A 17,347-nucleotide genomic window follows, 5' to 3' on the forward strand; every position below is an offset into this window, starting at 1 on the left:
CCTTTTAACCAAGCTATCAGAGCTTTGTAATCTGTCGATACATTCTTGAAAACTTTGGTTTTAAACTTGCTTTTGTCGACATCACGCAGCCAGCAGCAGTCAAGTTTAGCTTTACTAATATCAATACCTATATAATGCATCTCTCATTTACCTTGTATATGCAGCATCACTGAAAACAGGTGCTTGGATACCATTCAATGTATGAGAACAATGAGAGTCTGGGCGTTTATCTACATTACAGCGTCAAACACTAAGGTCGGAACCAACATCACCGGACTCTACAGGTCATCAAGGTAGCTAACCCTGATTTCCGGAGAGATACAAGGTCGGAAAAGCTGCAAGGCGCCTTCCGACAATTATCCGGTATCGAAGTTCGTGTCGGATGGAGCTTCGCTTATCTAACCTACTACTCTAATACCAAGAAACTTATAGGGAATGGTATCGTTTATTGTCTTAACTATTTGCTATTAAAGGTTTTTTTAATCTTTTGTTAGAGTGTGTCGTATTATCAGCTTGGTATATAAACGTTCTAGCGACCTTCCAGATTCGGCAATTTATTCTCTACACCATCCCACTCTTTAGCATCCGGTAAAGGATCAATACGTTCACTGATGTTTGGCCATTTTTGAGAGAGTTCTTCGTTCAGCTCAAAAAAGTGTTCCATCTCACTGGGCAGTTCATCTTCCGAGAAAATCGCTTCTGCTGGGCATACCGGCTCACATAAACCGCAATCAATACATTCATCGGGGTTGATCACCAGGAAATTAGGGCCTTCGTAGAAACAATCTACAGGGCAAACTTCCACACAATCGGTGTATTTGCACTGAATGCAGTTATCGGTCACGACAAAAGCCATAATGCGCTCTCCTGATCTCTGTTTTTAGCTTAGGGTTAGGCCTGATTTTTGCCTCCGGTCTGGAACTAGCCCTGAGCTTAATTCCAGATCAGATCTTGAGATTAGCCTTTAGACAGCTGTTTTAGCTGATAAATCAGATCCAGTGCCTGGCGCGGTGTCAGATCATCAGGATTGATACTGGCCAGCTTTTCGATTGCAGGATCAGGCTTGGCGGCAAACAGATCGTTTTGCAGAGGAGCAACCACAGGAGCCGCATTCAAATTAGGCTGGCTTTCCTGCTGTTCCAGTAAAACCAGTTTCTCTTTAGCGTTATTCACTACATTGAGTGGAATACCTGCCAGCTTAGCCACCTGCAGACCATAACTCTGGCTGGCGGGGCCTTCCTGAACCTTATGCATAAAGATAATGTTGTCGTTATGCTCGGTAGCATTCAGGTGCAGGTTGATCACGCCATCCATCTGCTCGGGCAGGCTGGTCAGTTCAAAATAGTGGGTTGCAAACAGGGTATAAGCTTTGAGCTGTTGCGCCAGATGCGCTGCACAGGCCCAGGCCAATGACAGACCATCAAAGGTACTGGTTCCGCGACCAATCTCATCCATCAACACCAATGAGCAAGGGGTTGCATTGTGCAGAATATTGGCGGTTTCTGTCATCTCCACCATAAAGGTGGAGCGACCACTGGCCAGATCATCCGATGAGCCGATACGGGTAAAGATACGATCAATAGGCCCTAATGTCGCAGCAGCAGCGGGTACATAACTGCCAGTATGGGCCAGCAGCACAATCAGCGCGATCTGACGCATATAGGTCGATTTACCGCCCATATTCGGACCGGTAATAATCGCCATACGGGAGTCGTTATCAAAGTCCAGATCGTTAGGTACAAATGGTTGATCACTGACCTGCTCTACGACCGGGTGACGACCGGAATTAATATGCACACCGTTTTCACGGCTTAGGGTTGGGCGGCAGAAGTTCAGACTTTCAGCACGTTCGGCAAAGTTATTCAGCACATCCAGCTCAGACAGACAGATCGCCAGGTTTTGCAGTGCAGATAGGTTTTCATTCAGCTGCTCAATCAGTGCTTCATAGAGGGCTTTTTCACGGGCCAAAGCACGGGAGCGACTGCTCAACACCTTATCTTCAAACTCTTTCAGCTCAGGGGTGATAAAACGCTCGGCATTTTTCAGGGTTTGACGACGGATATAATCCGCTGGGGCCTGATCGGATTGAGCGCGACTGATCTCGATGTAATAACCGTGTACCCGGTTATAACCCACTTTCAGAGTAGATAAGCCAGTACGGGCTTTTTCCTGCTCTTCCAAACGGATCAGGTAATCACCGGCATGTTCACTCAACTGACGCAGCTCATCCAGTTCAGCATCGTAGCCATCGGCAATCACACCTCCATCACGAATCACTACCGGAGGATTTTCAATGACCGCCCGTTGCAGCAGATCGGATTCATGGGGGAAGGGCACAATAGCGCTGCGCAGATGATCCAGTGCAGGCTCATCAATACTATGCAGCAGATCAGACAGCGCAGGCATCTCATGCAGCGCATCGCGTAGACGGGCCAGATCACGGGGGCGGGCACTGCGCAGTGCCACACGGGCCAGAATACGTTCGATATCACCAATCGCTTTCAGATGATCATAGATAAACTGCCACTGGAAGCTCTCCTGAATCGCTTGTACACAGGACTGACGCAGGTGTAGTTGATCATGACAACGAATGGGGCGATTTAACCAGCGACGTAGCTGACGGCTACCCATAGCGGTGGCGGTATTATCCATCACCTCGGCCAGGGTATTTTCCGTACCACCAGACAGGTTGATATCGATCTCCAGATTACGACGGCTGGCGGCATCAATTTGAATACACTCTTCACGGGATTCCGCTTGCAGTGAACGCACATGAGGCAGACCAGTACGCTGAGTATCACGCACATATTCCAGTAGACAACCCGCTGCACTGATCGCAATTTCCAGATGTTGGCAACCAAAACCCGCCAGATCACGGGTTTCAAACTGACGACACAGCTGGGTGGTGGCACTATCCAGATCATATTGCCAAGGGGGCTGTAAACGTACGCCTTTACGCTGCCGGATCGCTGGCTCAAACTCCTCGCCTTCATCCAGCAGCAGTTCCGCGGGATCAAGACGTTGCAGTTCCGCTTGCAGAGCGCTTGGCTCATTGATTTCCTGCACGGTAAAGCGGCCACTGGTTACATCCAATACCGCCAGACCAAAGACACCATCTTTAACGGTCAACGCCGCCAGCAGGTTATCCCGACGCTCATCCAGCAAAGCCTCATCACTTACGGTTCCTGGCGTCAGAACCCGCATCACCTTACGCTCAACCGGTCCCTTACTGGTGGCCGGATCACCCACCTGTTCACAGATCGCCACAGAGTGACCACCGCGTACCAGACGAGCCAGATAGTTTTCCGCAGAGTGGAAAGGAATACCCGCCATCGGAATCGGATTACCCCCGGTTTTACCCCGGGTGGTCAGCGTAATATCCAACAGCTGAGCCGCTTTTTTAGCATCGTCAAAAAACAGCTCATAGAAGTCCCCCATCCGATAAAAGACAAGTTCATTGGGATGATCTTTCTTAATGCTGAAGTACTGTTGCATCATTGGTGTATGTTGTTCGGTTTTTGCCTTTGTTTTCACTGGGTTTTACCGTCTAATATGCTGTTTTTAAACCATTTTTTCTGAATTTCGCTCAATCAAGGTGTCATAACGTCCCACTAAGTTTCACTAAATCCCATATTTTGGTGTAGGTTTTAGTATGGGTTATGATGTTTGTGAAAACTGGCATTGATAAAACCTATACTTCTTGGTTGGCGTTAAGAAGAAGGCTTTGAGTTAATAAAACTGACAACAAATGAGGCACCAGTATGAGCGCTGCGCAGGATAACAAACCTCTGACTCCCTTAGCAATCAAGGCAATGAAGCCAGAAGACAAAGATTTGTCTGATACTGCTGATAACAGAGGGCTTAGGGTGACATGTGGCAAGACAGGTAAAAAAACCTTCTTCTATCGCTATAAAAGCCCGGTGACGAAAAAGCTGACCCAAATAAAGATTGGGGTTTTTCCTGATACAACGTTAGCTCAGGCTCGCACTGAACTGCATGAGCTGAAAAAAATGCGTGATGAAGGTAAATGTCCCAAGCTGGAAAAAGAGGCTTTGCTTGAAGAGCAGGCAAAAGAACAGGCAGAGCAAACGATATTTACTGTAAAGGATGTGATTGATCTCTATCTGACTCAGTACATAGAAGATAGGAGATTAGAGGACGGTTCAATCTCACCTGGGGCCAGAAAACCTAAAGGACAAGATGAAGTAAGGCGTACCCTATACAGTGATCCAGTCAAGATCTTAGGGGATAAGCCAGCAACTGAAGTATCCGCCCGTGAGATTACTGAGATGATTCAAAAGATAGCTCTGGATCGTGATGCACCTGTTCAAGCCGGAAATGCCCTAAGAGAGTTATCAACAGCTTTTGAGTTTGCCATGAGCAAACATATTTTCTCTGAACGGTTTGTTAACCCGGCTCTTCAAGCAAAGAGCAGCCTCAAATTCCTAAAGGTCAGGCTGACCTCGAAAAGAGGGGATACTTATTTAGAAGAAAATGAACTCCAGACCTTTTTGCATTGGCTTCCAGGGTCTGCATTTGGTTCTACCCATAAGGACATTTATCGCATGACTTTGTGGACGGGCTGCCGTACAGGTGAAATCTGTGCATCGTCGTGGAGCGACTTTGATCTTGAAAAAGGCATTCTACGTTTACAGGAAACCAAGACTGGAGTTAAGCGAAATGTTCAACTCCCAAGGCAGGCCATAGAGTTATTAAATACATTGAAGCTGAGTACAGGTGATTATCCTTTCCCATCTCAGAGAACAGGGAAGGCTCTGGACCAAAAGTACCTGAGTATGCGCTGTTGGCTTATGCGTAAAAGAGGACTAATGCTGGAGGAAATTCCTAATTGGACGCCTCATGATTTGAGAAGAACTGTGCGTACAGGGTTATCAAGAATTGGTTGTCCCAGTGAAGTGGCTGAAGCGATTTTAGGGCATGCAAAAAAAGGTATTGTAGGCACCTATGATCTCCATAGGTATGAGCCTGAATGCCGAGAGTGGTTGCAAAGATGGGCGGATTATATGGATGATCTGATTAAGTAAAGCTATCTATATCACTAAGTGGTACACTTTGGTAAGGATAACCGTACCATGAGAGTCTTTAAAAACAGCGTTTTCAATCGCTGGGCGGATAAAGAGAAAATCCAAGACAGTCAGCTGATTTCCGCAATTAGTGAAATTCAGAGCGGGCTGATTGATGCAGATCTTGGCGGAGGTATGTACAAAAAGCGTATCGCTGTGCAAGGACAGGGGAAAAGCTCTGGGTATCGTACCCTATTGGCCTACAAGTCGGGGAAGAGTGTCTTTTTCCTATATGGGTTTGCTAAGAACAGGCAAGACAATATCTCTAAGAGTGAATTGAGAGCCCTGAAGTTATTAGCAAAGCAGTTATTGGGCTATGGTGATCCGGCGCTTGATGACCTAATTGCAAAAAGAGTGTTATTTGAGGTGATTGAAAATGAGTGAATCTATTCTGGATATGGTGCATGAAACAGCCAGTGCCCTTCATGAAGCAGGTCATCTGCCAGACACGACCATGAAAGAGTTTGATGCTCTGTGCCTGCCGCCTGTACAAGAATACACGGCTGAACAGATCCAGCTTATTAGGCAGAAGGCGAAAGTGAGTCAGGCAGTGTTTGCAGCCTACTTAAATGTCAGTAAATCAACCGTGCAGAAGTGGGAGCAGGGTGATAAAAAGCCAAACGGTCCATCACTGAAGCTGCTGAACCTAGTCTCTGAGAAAGGGCTGGCTATCCTGTTGTGATACTTGGATCTGTAGCGCATCAGGTCTTTTAGACTGTATGCGCTAAGACTTGTACTTTGTCCTGCTTTAATCTTACTTTTATCTGACAGGACTTGAGCGTTATAACGTTTGCTCCAGTGCCTTTTTTAACTCTGTAAGGTTGTGAATCTGAGCCGTAGGCTCAATTCCCCAGGGATCAAATACGGCATCCGGTGATCGCTTTACCCAAGCGGCACGCATACCGGCAGAAATCGCTCCAATCACATCAAAAGAGTTGCTGGAGATCAGCCAGGCATTTTGTCCGCCGACGTGTGTTGCTTGTCCATCACCTTGGCTCTCAAGCTGAGCTTTGGCCTGGCGCAAAAAGTGGCTATAGACACCGGGATTAGGTTTAAAGGATTTCATATCGTCGACGCTGACGATGCCATCGAAGTAATCGTGAATGCCTGCATGTTGCAGCAGGGTTTCTACCGCATCGGCGCTGCCATTGGAGAAGCCAAACATGGCTATACCAGAATCTTTCAGGGCTTGCAGGGTAGGCTCCACATCATCAAAAGCCGGTAGTGTGCGGTAGGTATCCAGCAGTTGCTGTTTCTGCTGTGTGCTAAGATCCTGTTTTAACAATTGGCAGGCATATTCCAGGGCATCACGGGTGCAAATGGCGAAGTTGGCGTAGTTCTGCATCAGTCCACGGCGAAAGGTATACTCCAGCTGCTTATCACGCCAGGTTTGGGAGAAAAGAGTAGCTTGATCACCGACCATATTCTGCAACTGTTCAACTACGCCGTGTACATTGATCAGGGTGCCATAGATATCAAAAGCCAGGATGGGTTTGCTCATTAGAGGGATATCTCCTTGTCGCCTTGGTTTATCAGCGTTTTAAAAAAAACACTGCCAATAAAATAATCGATACAGGTTTGTATACGCCGACCTTTTTGTTTTGCTACATACATCATGTCGAGAGAAGCGTGCCAACGTCCAGACTTTGCTCTACTGGTCGGACCCGCTTTTAGTGTTATGGAGCTGGACTCTGTGGGTGAAAAAACTGATAGTTATCAGGCGATTTTAAATCCTCTCAGCTCATATGAGAACCGTATCTGTGTCAGCGAAATCAGCCGTATCAAAGCCTGAATCACCAAAACAAGTGCCACCAAAACAAGCATCATCAATATCAGCTAAAACCAATGACTCGATTTCCGGCCAATCCACAGCACAGTCGGTGGCTTATCAAGTCGAGCAGATGATTTTGGATGGCGCGCTGGCACCGGGAGATAAGATTCCTTCCGAGCGACAGTTGATGGCTCGTTTGCAGGTGTCCCGCTCTATTGTACGTGAGGCATTAAAAGCGCTGCAGGGGAGAGGCTTGATCGAAACCCGCCACGGTCAGGGCTCTTTTGTCCGCGATACTCTGGCTGAACCGGAAAATGATGGTCCGCTAATGCAGCTGTTTTTTGATCATACCCGTACACTGTATGACTTGTACGAGGTGCGGGAAACCTTGGAAGGACAGGCTGCTAGCTTAGCTGCTGAGAGAGGTACAGATCAGGATTTGTATTGGATCACTAAAGCTTTTAACGCCATGGTGGAGGAAGAGGATGCCAGCAAGATGGCCGAGCGGGATCATGCCTTTCACAAGGCGATTGTTGAAGCCTCACATAATGGTGTTCTGATGCACACCCTAAGCAGTCTGAAGGGCTTGGTGCTGTATTCGGTGGCGGCTTCGGTGACTAATCTTAGTCATCGAGACAGCTTTAAGCAGCAGATGGATAAACATCATCGCCAGATCTATCAGGCGATTATCAAACGTCAGCCGCAAAAGGCTCAGAAGGCAGCCATGGCCCATGTGCGTCATGTCAGAGACAGCTTAAAAGCGATTGAACGGCAAGGAGAAGTGATTATCCGTGCAGAGCTTTCACAGTAAGCTCTTCATTAATTAAAGTTCCCACTCATTAAAGTTCTTGCGGTTAAAACTCGATATGGGCTCTTTCAACATAAGCTTCATTATCAGATTCCCAATAGCCCTTTTAATCCATCCAGCAAGACACTGCAGGCGGCCAGAACACTGAGTGTAATAATCAGTTTTTTTACCGTTGCTTCCTGAAAGCGTCCCGCCAAAAATTCCGCCAGTAGATACCCCAATGCCACACCGGGTATTAACGGTAGTGTGAGGTAGACGGTTTGCAGGGTAAACCAGCCGTTTACTGCCAGCATAATGATAGATACTGGAGTGCTGAGCAGAAAAAACAGCGCCAGATCATTGCGTGTTGTAATGCGATCTTTGTGTTGATACACCAGGGCCATGGGCGGTCCACCCACTGAGGTTGCGGTGCCCAGTACACCGGAGAAAAATCCGGCGGTGGTTAGCGATAGCGGTGTGGTTTGCAGCTGGATATGTCGGGTGCTTATCCAGATTGCCAGCAGTAAGGCGCTGCCCAGCACGATACTTAAAAGATGCTGTGGCATGGCCGTTAGCAACATAGCTCCGACCCAAGCTCCGGGAATACGGGCCAGGGTTGCTGGTAGAGTACGGGTCCAGTTGACCTGCTGGCGGTTTTTAACAATCACCATGGCCGACAAAATAAAGCCCAGCATAAGAATCGGACCGGGCACATAATCCGGTGAGATCAGATAAAGCAAAGGCGCGGATAGCAGGCCAAAGCCCAGCCCCATCCAGGCTTGTACGCCGATGCCTAGTGTCACGGCAGCAATGGCTAATAGATTAATCTGGTCCATAGGATATAGGCTCCGCTTGTTAAAATATCTGAGAGTTCTTCTGGCTCATTTTGCTTTGTGATGCTTGGCCTTATCGCGCCTGTTTTATGGCTCTTGCCCTATGGAGCTGGATTGGCAAGTAAAAAAGCCCTCAATCTGTAACAACAGATGAGGGCAAGGGATTCACTTTACACTTTACATCGAGGTGGCTTGTTTTACTTAAGACTCCTGTCTGGAAACAAGCCGCGCTTGTCAAGATAGCGACATGGGCGTTATTGATTCAGGTTGGTGCTTGTACCATTCCTGATAAGTTTCTTGATATCAACGCAGGTTGTATAAGCGAAGCGTCATCCGACATTGACTACAATATCTGATGATCGTCGGAAGGCGCCTTGCGGCTTTTCCGACCTACAACAACTTATCTGGTTTGGTATTATCAATGCACTCCCAGGGTGCATCCAATGTGCTTGCAGGCCGGAGTGGTTTTCTCCAGCCTAATAATCGTTTAGGTGGTGGCGATTAACCCGCACCCTGGCGAGATTGTTCGCTGTTTTCTACCAGCACACCGGTACCGATACTATTGATCTCAGCCCACAGATCTTCATCAATTTCGATGCCATAATCGATGCTGTGCTCTTTGTTCTGCTCAACCTGTTGTGCACTTACATACTTGACGTGGTGGTTGCCCGGAGATTGCTGCAAAGAGGTGGTCAGATCCACGCGGGAGCTACAGATAATGGTTAGTGCCTGTTTGTCATCAGCACCGGCTTTCAGATTAGTGGCCGCTTCTGCGTAGCTTGGGTAACGCTCACCGGCCTTAATCGCGGCGGTATGTTCAGTCACCGACTGACTGCCGTTACGCCAGTAAGCGGCGACACTGATACCGCGACGACCACAGTCGGTCAGGGCTTTCAGGATAAACTTACGGTTGTGGCAGTTATGTACTGTGACTGTGGCGATACCGCTTTCCAGCGCTTTCGCGTGTGCCAGATCCACAGACGCTGCGATACAGTTCAGAGCACTGCGACCATTACTGTCGATAATGGCTGAGGTGCTGTCTTCATAAACAACCTTGCTCAGCGGCTTATCGCGATCGGCTGTGATATAAGGTAGGGCACGCTTCAGCTCTTCCAAGCCATCCAGACCGTGTTTTTCCAGCCACAGAATCATATTGGCGGCATCTTCATAGTTGCCGACAAAGTAACCGCTGGCTTCGTAACAGCGACGCAGGGCAGCTTTTAGTTCGTTCATTGAAATTTTCATGGTTAACGCTCCTCTATGCTGCCTGATTAGTGGTTGTTTTCAGTAGTCGGTGCCAGTGGCATAAACCAGTCATCATTGAATGGTTTGCCGATATCTTCTAACAGAGGTGCACCCTGGAACATGGTATTACGCACCCACAGTTTGGATTTTGGATCAAATTTGCTCACGCCGAAGAAGGCCAGTTTGGCGCGCAGCAGGTGCATAGGCAGAATGTCACGATCAAGCAGGTTGGCCTGAATATCACCGTAGATGCAGCGGTTCATGCTCTGAATACGACGCACAATGCCTCGCAGTTTAGGGCGTGCCACCATAAAGCGCGCTGTGGTGTGCTCCGGGTGCAGTTGGACATATTCACTCAACTGGTCGTAACACTTGCGTACTGCATAACCGACACCCAGTGCCATCTGCTTCTCTTTACCCTGGTCACAGGCAGAGTGACCCAGGCGCGGTTCCATCTTCTCTTCTGAACGGTACCAGAATATTTCACGGGAGCCTTCGGCACCAAAATCGATATCCAGCGCCCAGCGGTAGCGATCTTCGATCACGGATTTCAGCGCCTGAACCGGCATCAGAGGGTCCAGATCCAGAAACTCTTCAGCGGCTTGGTAATCATCCAGATCTTCGACCAGCTCTGGATACAGCTCCAACATAATAGATACCAGCATCTCCTGACCCTGTACCGAGCTGTTGTTTTCGCTCCACTGGATCAGCTCATTCCAGTCACTGAAGTTTTCTTCGATCTGCTGCTGTAAAGCTTTCAGGTCGTTCAGTACCAGTTGATTATTGTCAGTCTGCCACGCATCTTCGGTGACGGTTTGCTCAGTGTGCAGGCTGCAACGCTCAATCAGTTCCTGGAAGCGAGTTCGGATACGCAGGTCAATTTGTCCCAGAGTGCGTACACGAGCCAGTGCCAGTTCACGCATCTCAACCCATTGATTGATCAGGTGTGGGTGATTCACCAGATAAGGCGCCATACCCAGACCGGTAGAGTTACCGATACCGAAGTAGCGTTTGATCTCGTCCTGCATCGGCTGATAGGAATCCTGGGACTTGTGTTTAGCAATATGTTCAGCCTGAGTCAGGCTGAAGTTACGCAGCATCAGACAGACAAACATCTCAGCGGCAAAAGGGCGGGCAAAATCGGGATAGCGGGTTTGTACTTTTTCCCAGTCCGCCATACCCAGCTTACCGCTGCCGTATACCGCTGTAGTGCGGTACAGGTAGCCGACTTCAGCGATTTTGCTAACATCCGGCTGCTCGCCGTTGGCCAGTTGATCCACCACATAGTTAAAGTTACGGGCGCTACGATTCGCGCGGGATAGGACAAAGACACGGGCGTCAACTCGACCGGCTTCCTGCTTAGGTACGTTTTGACGCAGCTTTTCCAGGTAGATATCGTCTACTTCACCGTCAACCAGGGCCATTGTCAGGTCCCATTTGGTCGCGATAACGCGGTCGTTACGCTCTTCGTCAGACAGATAATCAGAGAAGATGACAAAGTTAAATAAGCCGTGCGGTGCTTGAACCTGATAAATCACGGTGCCGTAACCTTGCTCATCCAGATCAAAGCGACGGGTTTCGATCTGCCAGCGTTCGCGCATGATGCGACGAACCAGGGCGCGCATAAAGCTTAAACGGCTCTGGTGCAGCGCACCTAAACGTTCCAGATTCATCACCTGGTCAGCTGGTCGTAAGGCCAGCGCGTTGCCCCCTCTCAGAGAAGCATGAATGGCGGCTAGGGTTGTCATTATTATTGTCCTCTTCTTATGTCTGCCTGCATTGTTTTAATCAGGATTCGCAACAGGATTTTTATCAGTAATGTTAGCTTGTAAAGCGTCGTCAGTTGATGAGCCAATCTTGAGTCAAATCTGCCTACGCCGACAAATCAGAAGGTTATATCGGGTGATAAGTAAACTTTATCAAAACCTCGTCTGTAATTATTTTTACTAAGGTAAGGATGGGCAAAACCCTTGAAAAATGGGGGCTTTTATTCAGTTTAGTGGTTTAGAGATGAGGGAGGGCTGAAAACAAAGCGCTGGAAAAGAGCGACAATATATTGATAGAGAGCAATAAATGCTCTCCTCTGCCTGTGTGATTAGTCTTGATGGTCTTGGCTCTGCTGCTTAATAAACTCCACCAAAGCCTCGGCCGGTGGTGATAGAGATTTGTTATTCATCTGCACAATACCGATATGGCGAATCACCTTGGGACTACTTAACGGTACAAAGGTCAGCTTCTGGCTATCTTTTGGTACCGCATACCAGGGCAGGGTGGTGATACCAAAGCCTGCTTCCAACATCGCAATCAGCGAAATCATATTCGAGATATAGAACTGAGACTGACCTAACAGTGGGCTGGCTTCCGTGTCTTCCAAAATACGCGACGTACCATTACCGATTAAACGATATTGCGTTAGCTCTTCCCAATGGATCTCATCGAACTCTGCAATAGGGTGATTGATGGGGCACACCACACCAATCTGATCATCCCAGATCGGAGTAAAGCTTTTATCACTGTGTTCCTCTTCATGGAACAGGCTGGCGATACCAAAATCCACTTCCTGGCTTTCGACCATCTTTATTACCGCATCCGAGTTGCCATCAAAAAAGCTGATATGTAGATCGGGTGAGTCAGCAACAAACTGCAGCAACAGCTCTGGCAGAATACGGGTGGCAATAGAAGGCACAGAGGCGATACGCAGATGACCGGTTTTATGTTCGGCCAGCAGGGTCATATCTTCGGCGACACGATCATGATGGGCGATCAGCTCTTTGGCCTTAGGTAAAAAGTAGCGACCAAAAGGGGTCAGCTCTGTTTTTGCTGTTTTGGCATTGCGCTTTTCAAACAGGCCTTCACCCAGTTTGTTTTCCAGATCCCGAATCGATAGTGAGATCGCCGGTTGCGTGCGGTGGGCCTTTTCTGCGGCAGCATGGAAACCTTTCAGCTCTGCTACCCAGACAAAATGACGGAGTTGGGTGATTTTCAGTTCTGGCAACATCGCTTTTTTCCTCGGTTCTCTCTGATCACAAGCCCGTTAAAGTCCTATCAATGCATCGTCAAAAGCGCGGTAAAACCCTATTCAAGTGCTATTTAAGCCCGGTCAAAGCTCTATTTTTGTTCTTTCAACACTCTGTCGATGCATCTCAAGGCCCGATAAATAAAGGCCTTCGCAGCGCTTGATGCTTGATTATCCTCACCTTTTTTATGGTTTGCTTTTAAAGCGATTTTCTTTGGTAAGGAAAACTTATCAACGAATATTATTTATTAATTTTTATTATTAGATGCCTGGGCCTAAGATGCAAACAACGATTTAAGAGAGGTAGCGTTATGACAACAAATACAAACACTGGGTCTGATCAGGTTTTCCGTAACTATATTGGTGGTGAGTGGGTAGAAGGCAATAAAGGTAGTGTTGCCAACATCAGCCCTGCAGATACCAGCGATGTGATTGGTCATTACGCTCAGGCAGATAAAGCGCAAACTGAAGCCGCTATCGTCGCTGCTGAACAAGGTCAGATTGAATGGGCCAAAAGTGGTCTGGAACAGCGTTACTCTGTTCTGATGGCCATCGGTGATGAACTGATCGCCCGTAAAGATGAGCTGGGTGAGATTCTGGCCCGTGAAGAAGGTAAAACCCTGGCGGAAGGTATCGGTGAAACGTATCGCTCCGGTCAGTTCTTCCACTACTACGCGGCAGAAGTACTGCGTCAGATGGGTGAAACCGCTGAATCAGTACGTCCTGGTATCGAAATTGAAACCCGCCGTGAGCCAGTCGGTGTTGTAGGTATCATCACCCCCTGGAACTTCCCGACAGCCACAGGTGCCTGGAAAATTGCTCCGGCACTGGCGTTTGGTAATGCTGTGGTTTGGAAACCTGCGAATCAGGTACCGGCTTCTGCATGGGCGCTGACTGAAATTATCTCGCGTCAAAACCTGCCAGCAGGCACGCTGAACCTGGTGATGGGTCCGGGTGCTGAAGTGGGTGATGTGATGATCAACTCCCGCGGCATCAATGCACTGACCTTCACCGGCTCTCTGGAAACCGGCCGTAAAGTAGCCGCTGCTACTGCGGTAAATCTGGTGAAATGCCAGCTGGAGATGGGTTCTAAGAACGCTCTGGTGGTACTGGACGATGCGGATCTGGATAACGCCGTTGAGTGTGCGGTTAATGGTGCCTTTGGTGGTACTGGTCAGAAATGTACGGCATCTTCCCGTCTGATTGTGACCGAAGGTATTCACGATCGTTTTGTTGAAGCGGTTGTTGAGCGCATGAAGAAGCTGGTGGTTGGTCACCCGCTGAAAGAAGGTGTTCATATTGGTGCTGTGGCTGACGCCCGTCAGATGGAACAGAACCTGGCCTACCTGGAGCTGGCTAAGAAAGAAGGCGGCAAGCTGGTATATGGCGGTGAAGTACTGAACGAAGATACCGAAGGCTACTACATGCAGCCTGCACTGTTCACCGAAACCACGAATCAGATGACTATCAACCGTGAAGAAGCTTTTGCTCCGATCGCCTGTGTGATCAAGGTGAAAGATTACGACGAAGCACTGGCGACTCTGAATGACACTAACTTCGGTCTGACCGGTGGTATCTGTACGGAATCTCTGAAGTACGCCTCTGACTTTAAGCGTAATGCGAAGACCGGTTGTGTCATGGTGAACCTGCCAACGGCGGGTACTGACTACCACGTGCCATTCGGTGGCCGTAAAGATTCCAGCTTCGGTCCACGTGAACAAGGCACCTACGCCAAGGAATTCTACACCGTTGTAAAAACGACTTACATCCGCCCATAACCGGGAGCAGGTCTTATGACTACACAGCAGAATTCAAACAATAATGCGCTGCATAACGATCTGATAGTGATTGATGGTCTGCAGTATTCCAACTGGAATCGCACGATCTTTGAACAACTGCGCGAGGGTGGTGTGACCATGGTGCATGTCACCATCGTCTACCACGAACAGATTCGTGAAACCCTGCTGCGTATCTCGGAGTGGAACCGCCACTTTGAGCAACACAGTGATCTGATTATGCCGGTCAGAAGTGCGGCGGATATCCGTCGCGCTAAAGAACTGGGCAAGGTGGGTATCATGTTTGGTGCCCAGAACTGTTCGCCGATTGAAGATGATATCGGCATGATCGAGGTGATGCGCGAGCTGAACCTGATGATTATGCAGCTGACTTATAACAACCAGAGCCTGCTGGCATGCGGTTGTTACGAAGCTGAGGACAGTGGTGTTACTCGCTTTGGTCGCCAGGCGATCAAAGAGATGAACCGGGTCGGTATGGTGGTGGATATGAGCCACAGCGGTGAGCGCAGTACACTGGATGCCATTGAGATTTCTGAGCGTCCTATTGTGATCTCTCATGCCAACCCGACCAGTTTCCACGCCGCCAAGCGCAATAAGTCCGATACGGTACTGAAGGCGCTGGGCGAGTCCGGTGGCTTACTGGGCTTCAGCCTGTATCCGTTCCACCTGAAAAATGGCCCGGATTGCACACTGGATGAGTTTTGCGACATGGTGGCCAGCACCGCTGATCTGATGGGGATTGATCGTATCGGTATTGGTACCGATCTATGCCAGGATCAACCACTGTCTGTATTGGAGTGGATGCGTAACGGTCGCTGGTCAAAAGAGATGGATTATGGTGAAGGTTCTAAGTCCAATGCGGACTGGCCACGTCCATTGTCCTGGTTCCGGGACAGCCGTGATTTCCCGAATATCACTAATGGCCTGCTGGCGCGGGGCTTCAGTCCTGAAGAAGTGGCCAAAGTGATGGGCCTGAACTGGCTGAACTTCCTTGATGATGCTCTGAAACCAGAATAAACCCACAGTTATTTTCTGATCACACTGCTTCAAATTCCATTTGATCAGGCCGTGATTTGAGACCCGCTGTGTCCGGTTTACGGGTAAGTTGTGCCCGTAAACCGGAAAACAGGCCGAAAAACAGAGGTTTTTACCCTGAAATCTTTGTTTTTCAGTCTATGAAAATCTGGCTTAAGAGCCCTGATAGCGTACAAAAATAAAAGACATCAGGAGACTTATAATGAATGATACAACCCTGGCCTCTGCACAAGCAGACGAGGCGGTTATGAATAAAGGCAAATTCTTTGACGGCGTTGATATCCCCGTCTTTCTGATCAGCGGTGGCGTGCTGGTACTGTTTGCTGCGTTTGCGCTTTACGACATCAAGATGGTATCCGGCTGGGTGAATACCGGCTTTGCCACCTCCACCAAATTCTTCGGTGCCTATTGGCAGGTGCTGTTGCTGCTGACCTTTATTATCGGCCTGTTCCTGGCGATTGGTCGTACCGGTTCTGTGGTACTGGGTGGCCTGAAAGCCCCTGAGATGAGTACTTTTAAATGGATCTCTGTGATCATGTGTACTCTGCTGGCCGGTGGTGGTGTGTTCTGGGCTGCAGCTGAGCCTATGGCGCACTTCACTTCTCCTCCGCCTCTGTTTGTAGGTCTTGGGGGCGGCGAAACTGGTACGGTACAAGCGGCTTATAACGCACTGGCACAGAGCTTTATGCACTGGGGTTTCCTGGCGTGGGCGATTCTGGGCAGCCTGACCGGTGTAGTCTTTATGTACCTGCACTATGAAAAAGGTCTGCCACTGAAACCTCGAACATTGCTATACCCAGTGTTCGGCGATAAGGTAATGAAAGGCCCTCTGGGTGCCATCGTTGATGCCTCCTGTGTACTGGCAGTAGTGGCAGGTACGGTGGGTCCTATCGGTTTCCTGGGGCTGCAGGTGAGCTTCGGACTGGAAAAACTGTTTGGTATTCCTGATGTATATGCCACTCAGGTGACCATCTTGGTGGGCCTGATTGCCATCTATACCCTGTCTGCAGTGAGCGGTGTGACAAAAGGTATTCAATTACTGAGTAGTGCTAACGTAATTCTGGCTGTGGCACTGATGGCTTTTATCCTGCTGTTTGGCCCAACGGCATTTATCTTTGATAGCTACCTGCATTCGTTTGGTATCTACCTGGATCAGTTTATCCCTATGGCAACCTTCCGTGCTAACCCCGGTTGGTTGGACTGGTGGACCGTATTCTTCTGGGGCTGGTTCCTGGGTTATGGCCCGCTGATGGCGATGTTTGTGGCACGTATCTCCCGTGGCCGTACCATCCGTGAAATGATCCTGCTGATCTCTGTAGTAGCACCTGTAATCACTTGTTTCTGGTTCACCATTGTCGGTGGAAGTGGTCTGGCGTTTGAACTGGCGAATCCTGGCGTGATTTCAGAACCTTTCACAGGTTTTAATCTGCCTGCGGCACTGCTGGCGATTACCGAACAGCTGCCAATGGGCTTTTTGATCTCTGTACTGTTCCTGGTACTGACTACAATTTTCGTAGCGACGACGGGTGACTCCATGACCTACGCGGTTTCTATGGTAATGACAGGCACAGACAGTCCTCAAGCAGGTATCCGTGTGTTCTGGGGTGTGATGATGGGGCTGGTTGCGGCGCTGCTGATCTCTATCGGCTCCGGTGGTATCTCTGCCCTGCAGTCCTTTATTGTGATTACCGCTGTACCCGTATCTCTGGTACTGCTGCCATCACTGTGGAATGCCCCTCAGATCGCTAGGAAAATGGCGGATGAACAAGGTCTGTAGTGT

15 protein-coding genes are annotated in these 17,347 nt (G+C 48.8%); 8 read left to right on the forward strand and 7 right to left on the reverse strand.

Features of this window, described 5'->3' with window-relative positions:
• Positions 1-529: 529 nt before the first annotated feature.
• Positions 530-856: a ferredoxin FdxA gene (fdxA, locus tag H579_RS0111125; RefSeq protein ID WP_028300746.1), complete on the reverse strand. Its 327-nt coding sequence runs from the start codon at positions 854-856 to the stop codon at positions 530-532.
• Between the two features lie 101 nt (positions 857-957).
• Positions 958-3,498, reverse strand: a complete 2,541-nt coding sequence (gene mutS / locus H579_RS0111130) for a DNA mismatch repair protein MutS (RefSeq protein ID WP_028300747.1) — start codon at positions 3,496-3,498, stop codon at positions 958-960.
• A gap of 263 nt (positions 3,499-3,761) precedes the next feature.
• Between mutS and H579_RS0111135 the strand changes: the two genes are divergently transcribed.
• The 3 genes from H579_RS0111135 to H579_RS0111145 are packed head-to-tail and all read left to right on the forward strand — an operon-like array spanning position 3,762 to position 5,766.
• Complete coding sequence (locus H579_RS0111135; protein ID WP_028300748.1) at positions 3,762-5,045, forward strand: tyrosine-type recombinase/integrase; 1,284 nt, start codon at positions 3,762-3,764, stop codon at positions 5,043-5,045.
• 48 nt (positions 5,046-5,093) lie between these two features.
• Positions 5,094-5,468 carry a type II toxin-antitoxin system RelE/ParE family toxin gene (locus H579_RS0111140; RefSeq protein ID WP_028300749.1) on the forward strand — a complete coding sequence of 125 codons (375 nt, stop codon included), beginning with the start codon at positions 5,094-5,096 and terminating at the stop codon, positions 5,466-5,468.
• On the forward strand, positions 5,461-5,766 hold the full coding sequence (locus H579_RS0111145) for a helix-turn-helix domain-containing protein (protein ID WP_028300750.1): 306 nt from the start codon (positions 5,461-5,463) through the stop codon (positions 5,764-5,766). Before H579_RS0111140 ends, H579_RS0111145 begins: the two co-directional genes overlap by 8 nt.
• A gap of 99 nt (positions 5,767-5,865) precedes the next feature.
• Here the strand turns inward: H579_RS0111145 and H579_RS0111150 are convergent, their stop codons facing one another.
• On the reverse strand, positions 5,866-6,585 hold the full coding sequence (locus H579_RS0111150) for a haloacid dehalogenase type II (protein WP_036566110.1): 720 nt from the start codon (positions 6,583-6,585) through the stop codon (positions 5,866-5,868).
• A 114-nt stretch (positions 6,586-6,699) separates the two neighbouring features.
• Here H579_RS0111150 and H579_RS29310 point away from each other — a divergent pair, with 114 nt between their 5' ends.
• Positions 6,700-6,876, forward strand: coding sequence for a hypothetical protein (locus H579_RS29310; RefSeq protein WP_169449707.1), 177 nt, complete (start codon positions 6,700-6,702; stop codon positions 6,874-6,876).
• 88 nt (positions 6,877-6,964) lie between these two features.
• Positions 6,965-7,666: an FCD domain-containing protein gene (locus tag H579_RS0111165; protein WP_028300752.1), complete on the forward strand. Its 702-nt coding sequence runs from the start codon at positions 6,965-6,967 to the stop codon at positions 7,664-7,666.
• A gap of 83 nt (positions 7,667-7,749) precedes the next feature.
• Here H579_RS0111165 and H579_RS0111170 read toward each other — a convergent pair whose 3' ends face one another.
• The 4 genes from H579_RS0111170 to H579_RS0111185 form a co-directional block, all read right to left on the reverse strand.
• On the reverse strand, positions 7,750-8,478 hold the full coding sequence (locus H579_RS0111170; protein ID WP_028300753.1) for a sulfite exporter TauE/SafE family protein: 729 nt from the start codon (positions 8,476-8,478) through the stop codon (positions 7,750-7,752).
• 498 nt (positions 8,479-8,976) lie between these two features.
• Positions 8,977-9,720, reverse strand: coding sequence for a DUF3726 domain-containing protein (locus H579_RS0111175; protein WP_028300754.1), 744 nt, complete (start codon positions 9,718-9,720; stop codon positions 8,977-8,979).
• A gap of 26 nt (positions 9,721-9,746) precedes the next feature.
• The gene (locus H579_RS0111180) at positions 9,747-11,468 is read right to left on the reverse strand and encodes a hypothetical protein (protein ID WP_028300755.1); all 1,722 of its coding nucleotides are present in this window, start codon (positions 11,466-11,468) and stop codon (positions 9,747-9,749) included.
• 347 nt (positions 11,469-11,815) lie between these two features.
• The gene (locus H579_RS0111185; RefSeq protein WP_028300756.1) at positions 11,816-12,718 is read right to left on the reverse strand and encodes a LysR family transcriptional regulator; all 903 of its coding nucleotides are present in this window, start codon (positions 12,716-12,718) and stop codon (positions 11,816-11,818) included.
• Positions 12,719-13,047: 329 nt separating this feature from the next.
• Between H579_RS0111185 and H579_RS0111190 the strand changes: the two genes are divergently transcribed.
• The 3 genes from H579_RS0111190 to H579_RS0111200 all read left to right on the forward strand — a co-directional run bounded on the left by H579_RS0111190 (position 13,048) and on the right by H579_RS0111200 (position 17,344).
• Positions 13,048-14,514 (forward strand): aldehyde dehydrogenase family protein, encoded by a 1,467-nt coding sequence (locus tag H579_RS0111190; protein WP_036566112.1) that lies wholly within the window; start codon positions 13,048-13,050, stop codon positions 14,512-14,514.
• 15 nt (positions 14,515-14,529) lie between these two features.
• Positions 14,530-15,549: a dipeptidase gene (locus tag H579_RS0111195; protein WP_425411344.1), complete on the forward strand. Its 1,020-nt coding sequence runs from the start codon at positions 14,530-14,532 to the stop codon at positions 15,547-15,549.
• A 220-nt stretch (positions 15,550-15,769) separates the two neighbouring features.
• Positions 15,770-17,344 carry a BCCT family transporter gene (locus tag H579_RS0111200; RefSeq protein WP_028300759.1) on the forward strand — a complete coding sequence of 525 codons (1,575 nt, stop codon included), beginning with the start codon at positions 15,770-15,772 and terminating at the stop codon, positions 17,342-17,344.
• The last annotated feature ends 3 nt before the right edge of the window (positions 17,345-17,347 follow it).

Origin of the sequence: Oceanospirillum beijerinckii DSM 7166, from assembly GCF_000422425.1 — a bacterium.
Lineage (GTDB): Bacteria > Pseudomonadota > Gammaproteobacteria > Pseudomonadales > Halomonadaceae > Oceanospirillum > Oceanospirillum beijerinckii.

What these genes read in the sequence shown, in the direction of transcription:
- fdxA (WP_028300746.1), bottom strand. Translation starts at nt 856, where the DNA reads ATGGCTTTTGTCGTGACCGATAACTGCATTCAGTGCAAATACACCGAT.
- mutS (WP_028300747.1), bottom strand. Translation starts at nt 3,498, where the DNA reads ATGATGCAACAGTACTTCAGCATTAAGAAAGATCATCCCAATGAACTT.
- H579_RS0111135 (WP_028300748.1), top strand. Translation starts at nt 3,762, where the DNA reads ATGAGCGCTGCGCAGGATAACAAACCTCTGACTCCCTTAGCAATCAAG.
- H579_RS0111140 (WP_028300749.1), top strand. Translation starts at nt 5,094, where the DNA reads ATGAGAGTCTTTAAAAACAGCGTTTTCAATCGCTGGGCGGATAAAGAG.
- H579_RS0111145 (WP_028300750.1), top strand. Translation starts at nt 5,461, where the DNA reads ATGAGTGAATCTATTCTGGATATGGTGCATGAAACAGCCAGTGCCCTT.
- H579_RS0111150 (WP_036566110.1), bottom strand. Translation starts at nt 6,585, where the DNA reads ATGAGCAAACCCATCCTGGCTTTTGATATCTATGGCACCCTGATCAAT.
- H579_RS29310 (WP_169449707.1), top strand. Translation starts at nt 6,700, where the DNA reads ATGTCGAGAGAAGCGTGCCAACGTCCAGACTTTGCTCTACTGGTCGGA.
- H579_RS0111170 (WP_028300753.1), bottom strand. Translation starts at nt 8,478, where the DNA reads ATGGACCAGATTAATCTATTAGCCATTGCTGCCGTGACACTAGGCATC.
- H579_RS0111175 (WP_028300754.1), bottom strand. Translation starts at nt 9,720, where the DNA reads ATGAAAATTTCAATGAACGAACTAAAAGCTGCCCTGCGTCGCTGTTAC.
- H579_RS0111180 (WP_028300755.1), bottom strand. Translation starts at nt 11,468, where the DNA reads ATGACAACCCTAGCCGCCATTCATGCTTCTCTGAGAGGGGGCAACGCG.
- H579_RS0111185 (WP_028300756.1), bottom strand. Translation starts at nt 12,718, where the DNA reads ATGTTGCCAGAACTGAAAATCACCCAACTCCGTCATTTTGTCTGGGTA.
- H579_RS0111190 (WP_036566112.1), top strand. Translation starts at nt 13,048, where the DNA reads ATGACAACAAATACAAACACTGGGTCTGATCAGGTTTTCCGTAACTAT.
- H579_RS0111195 (WP_425411344.1), top strand. Translation starts at nt 14,530, where the DNA reads ATGACTACACAGCAGAATTCAAACAATAATGCGCTGCATAACGATCTG.
- H579_RS0111200 (WP_028300759.1), top strand. Translation starts at nt 15,770, where the DNA reads ATGAATGATACAACCCTGGCCTCTGCACAAGCAGACGAGGCGGTTATG.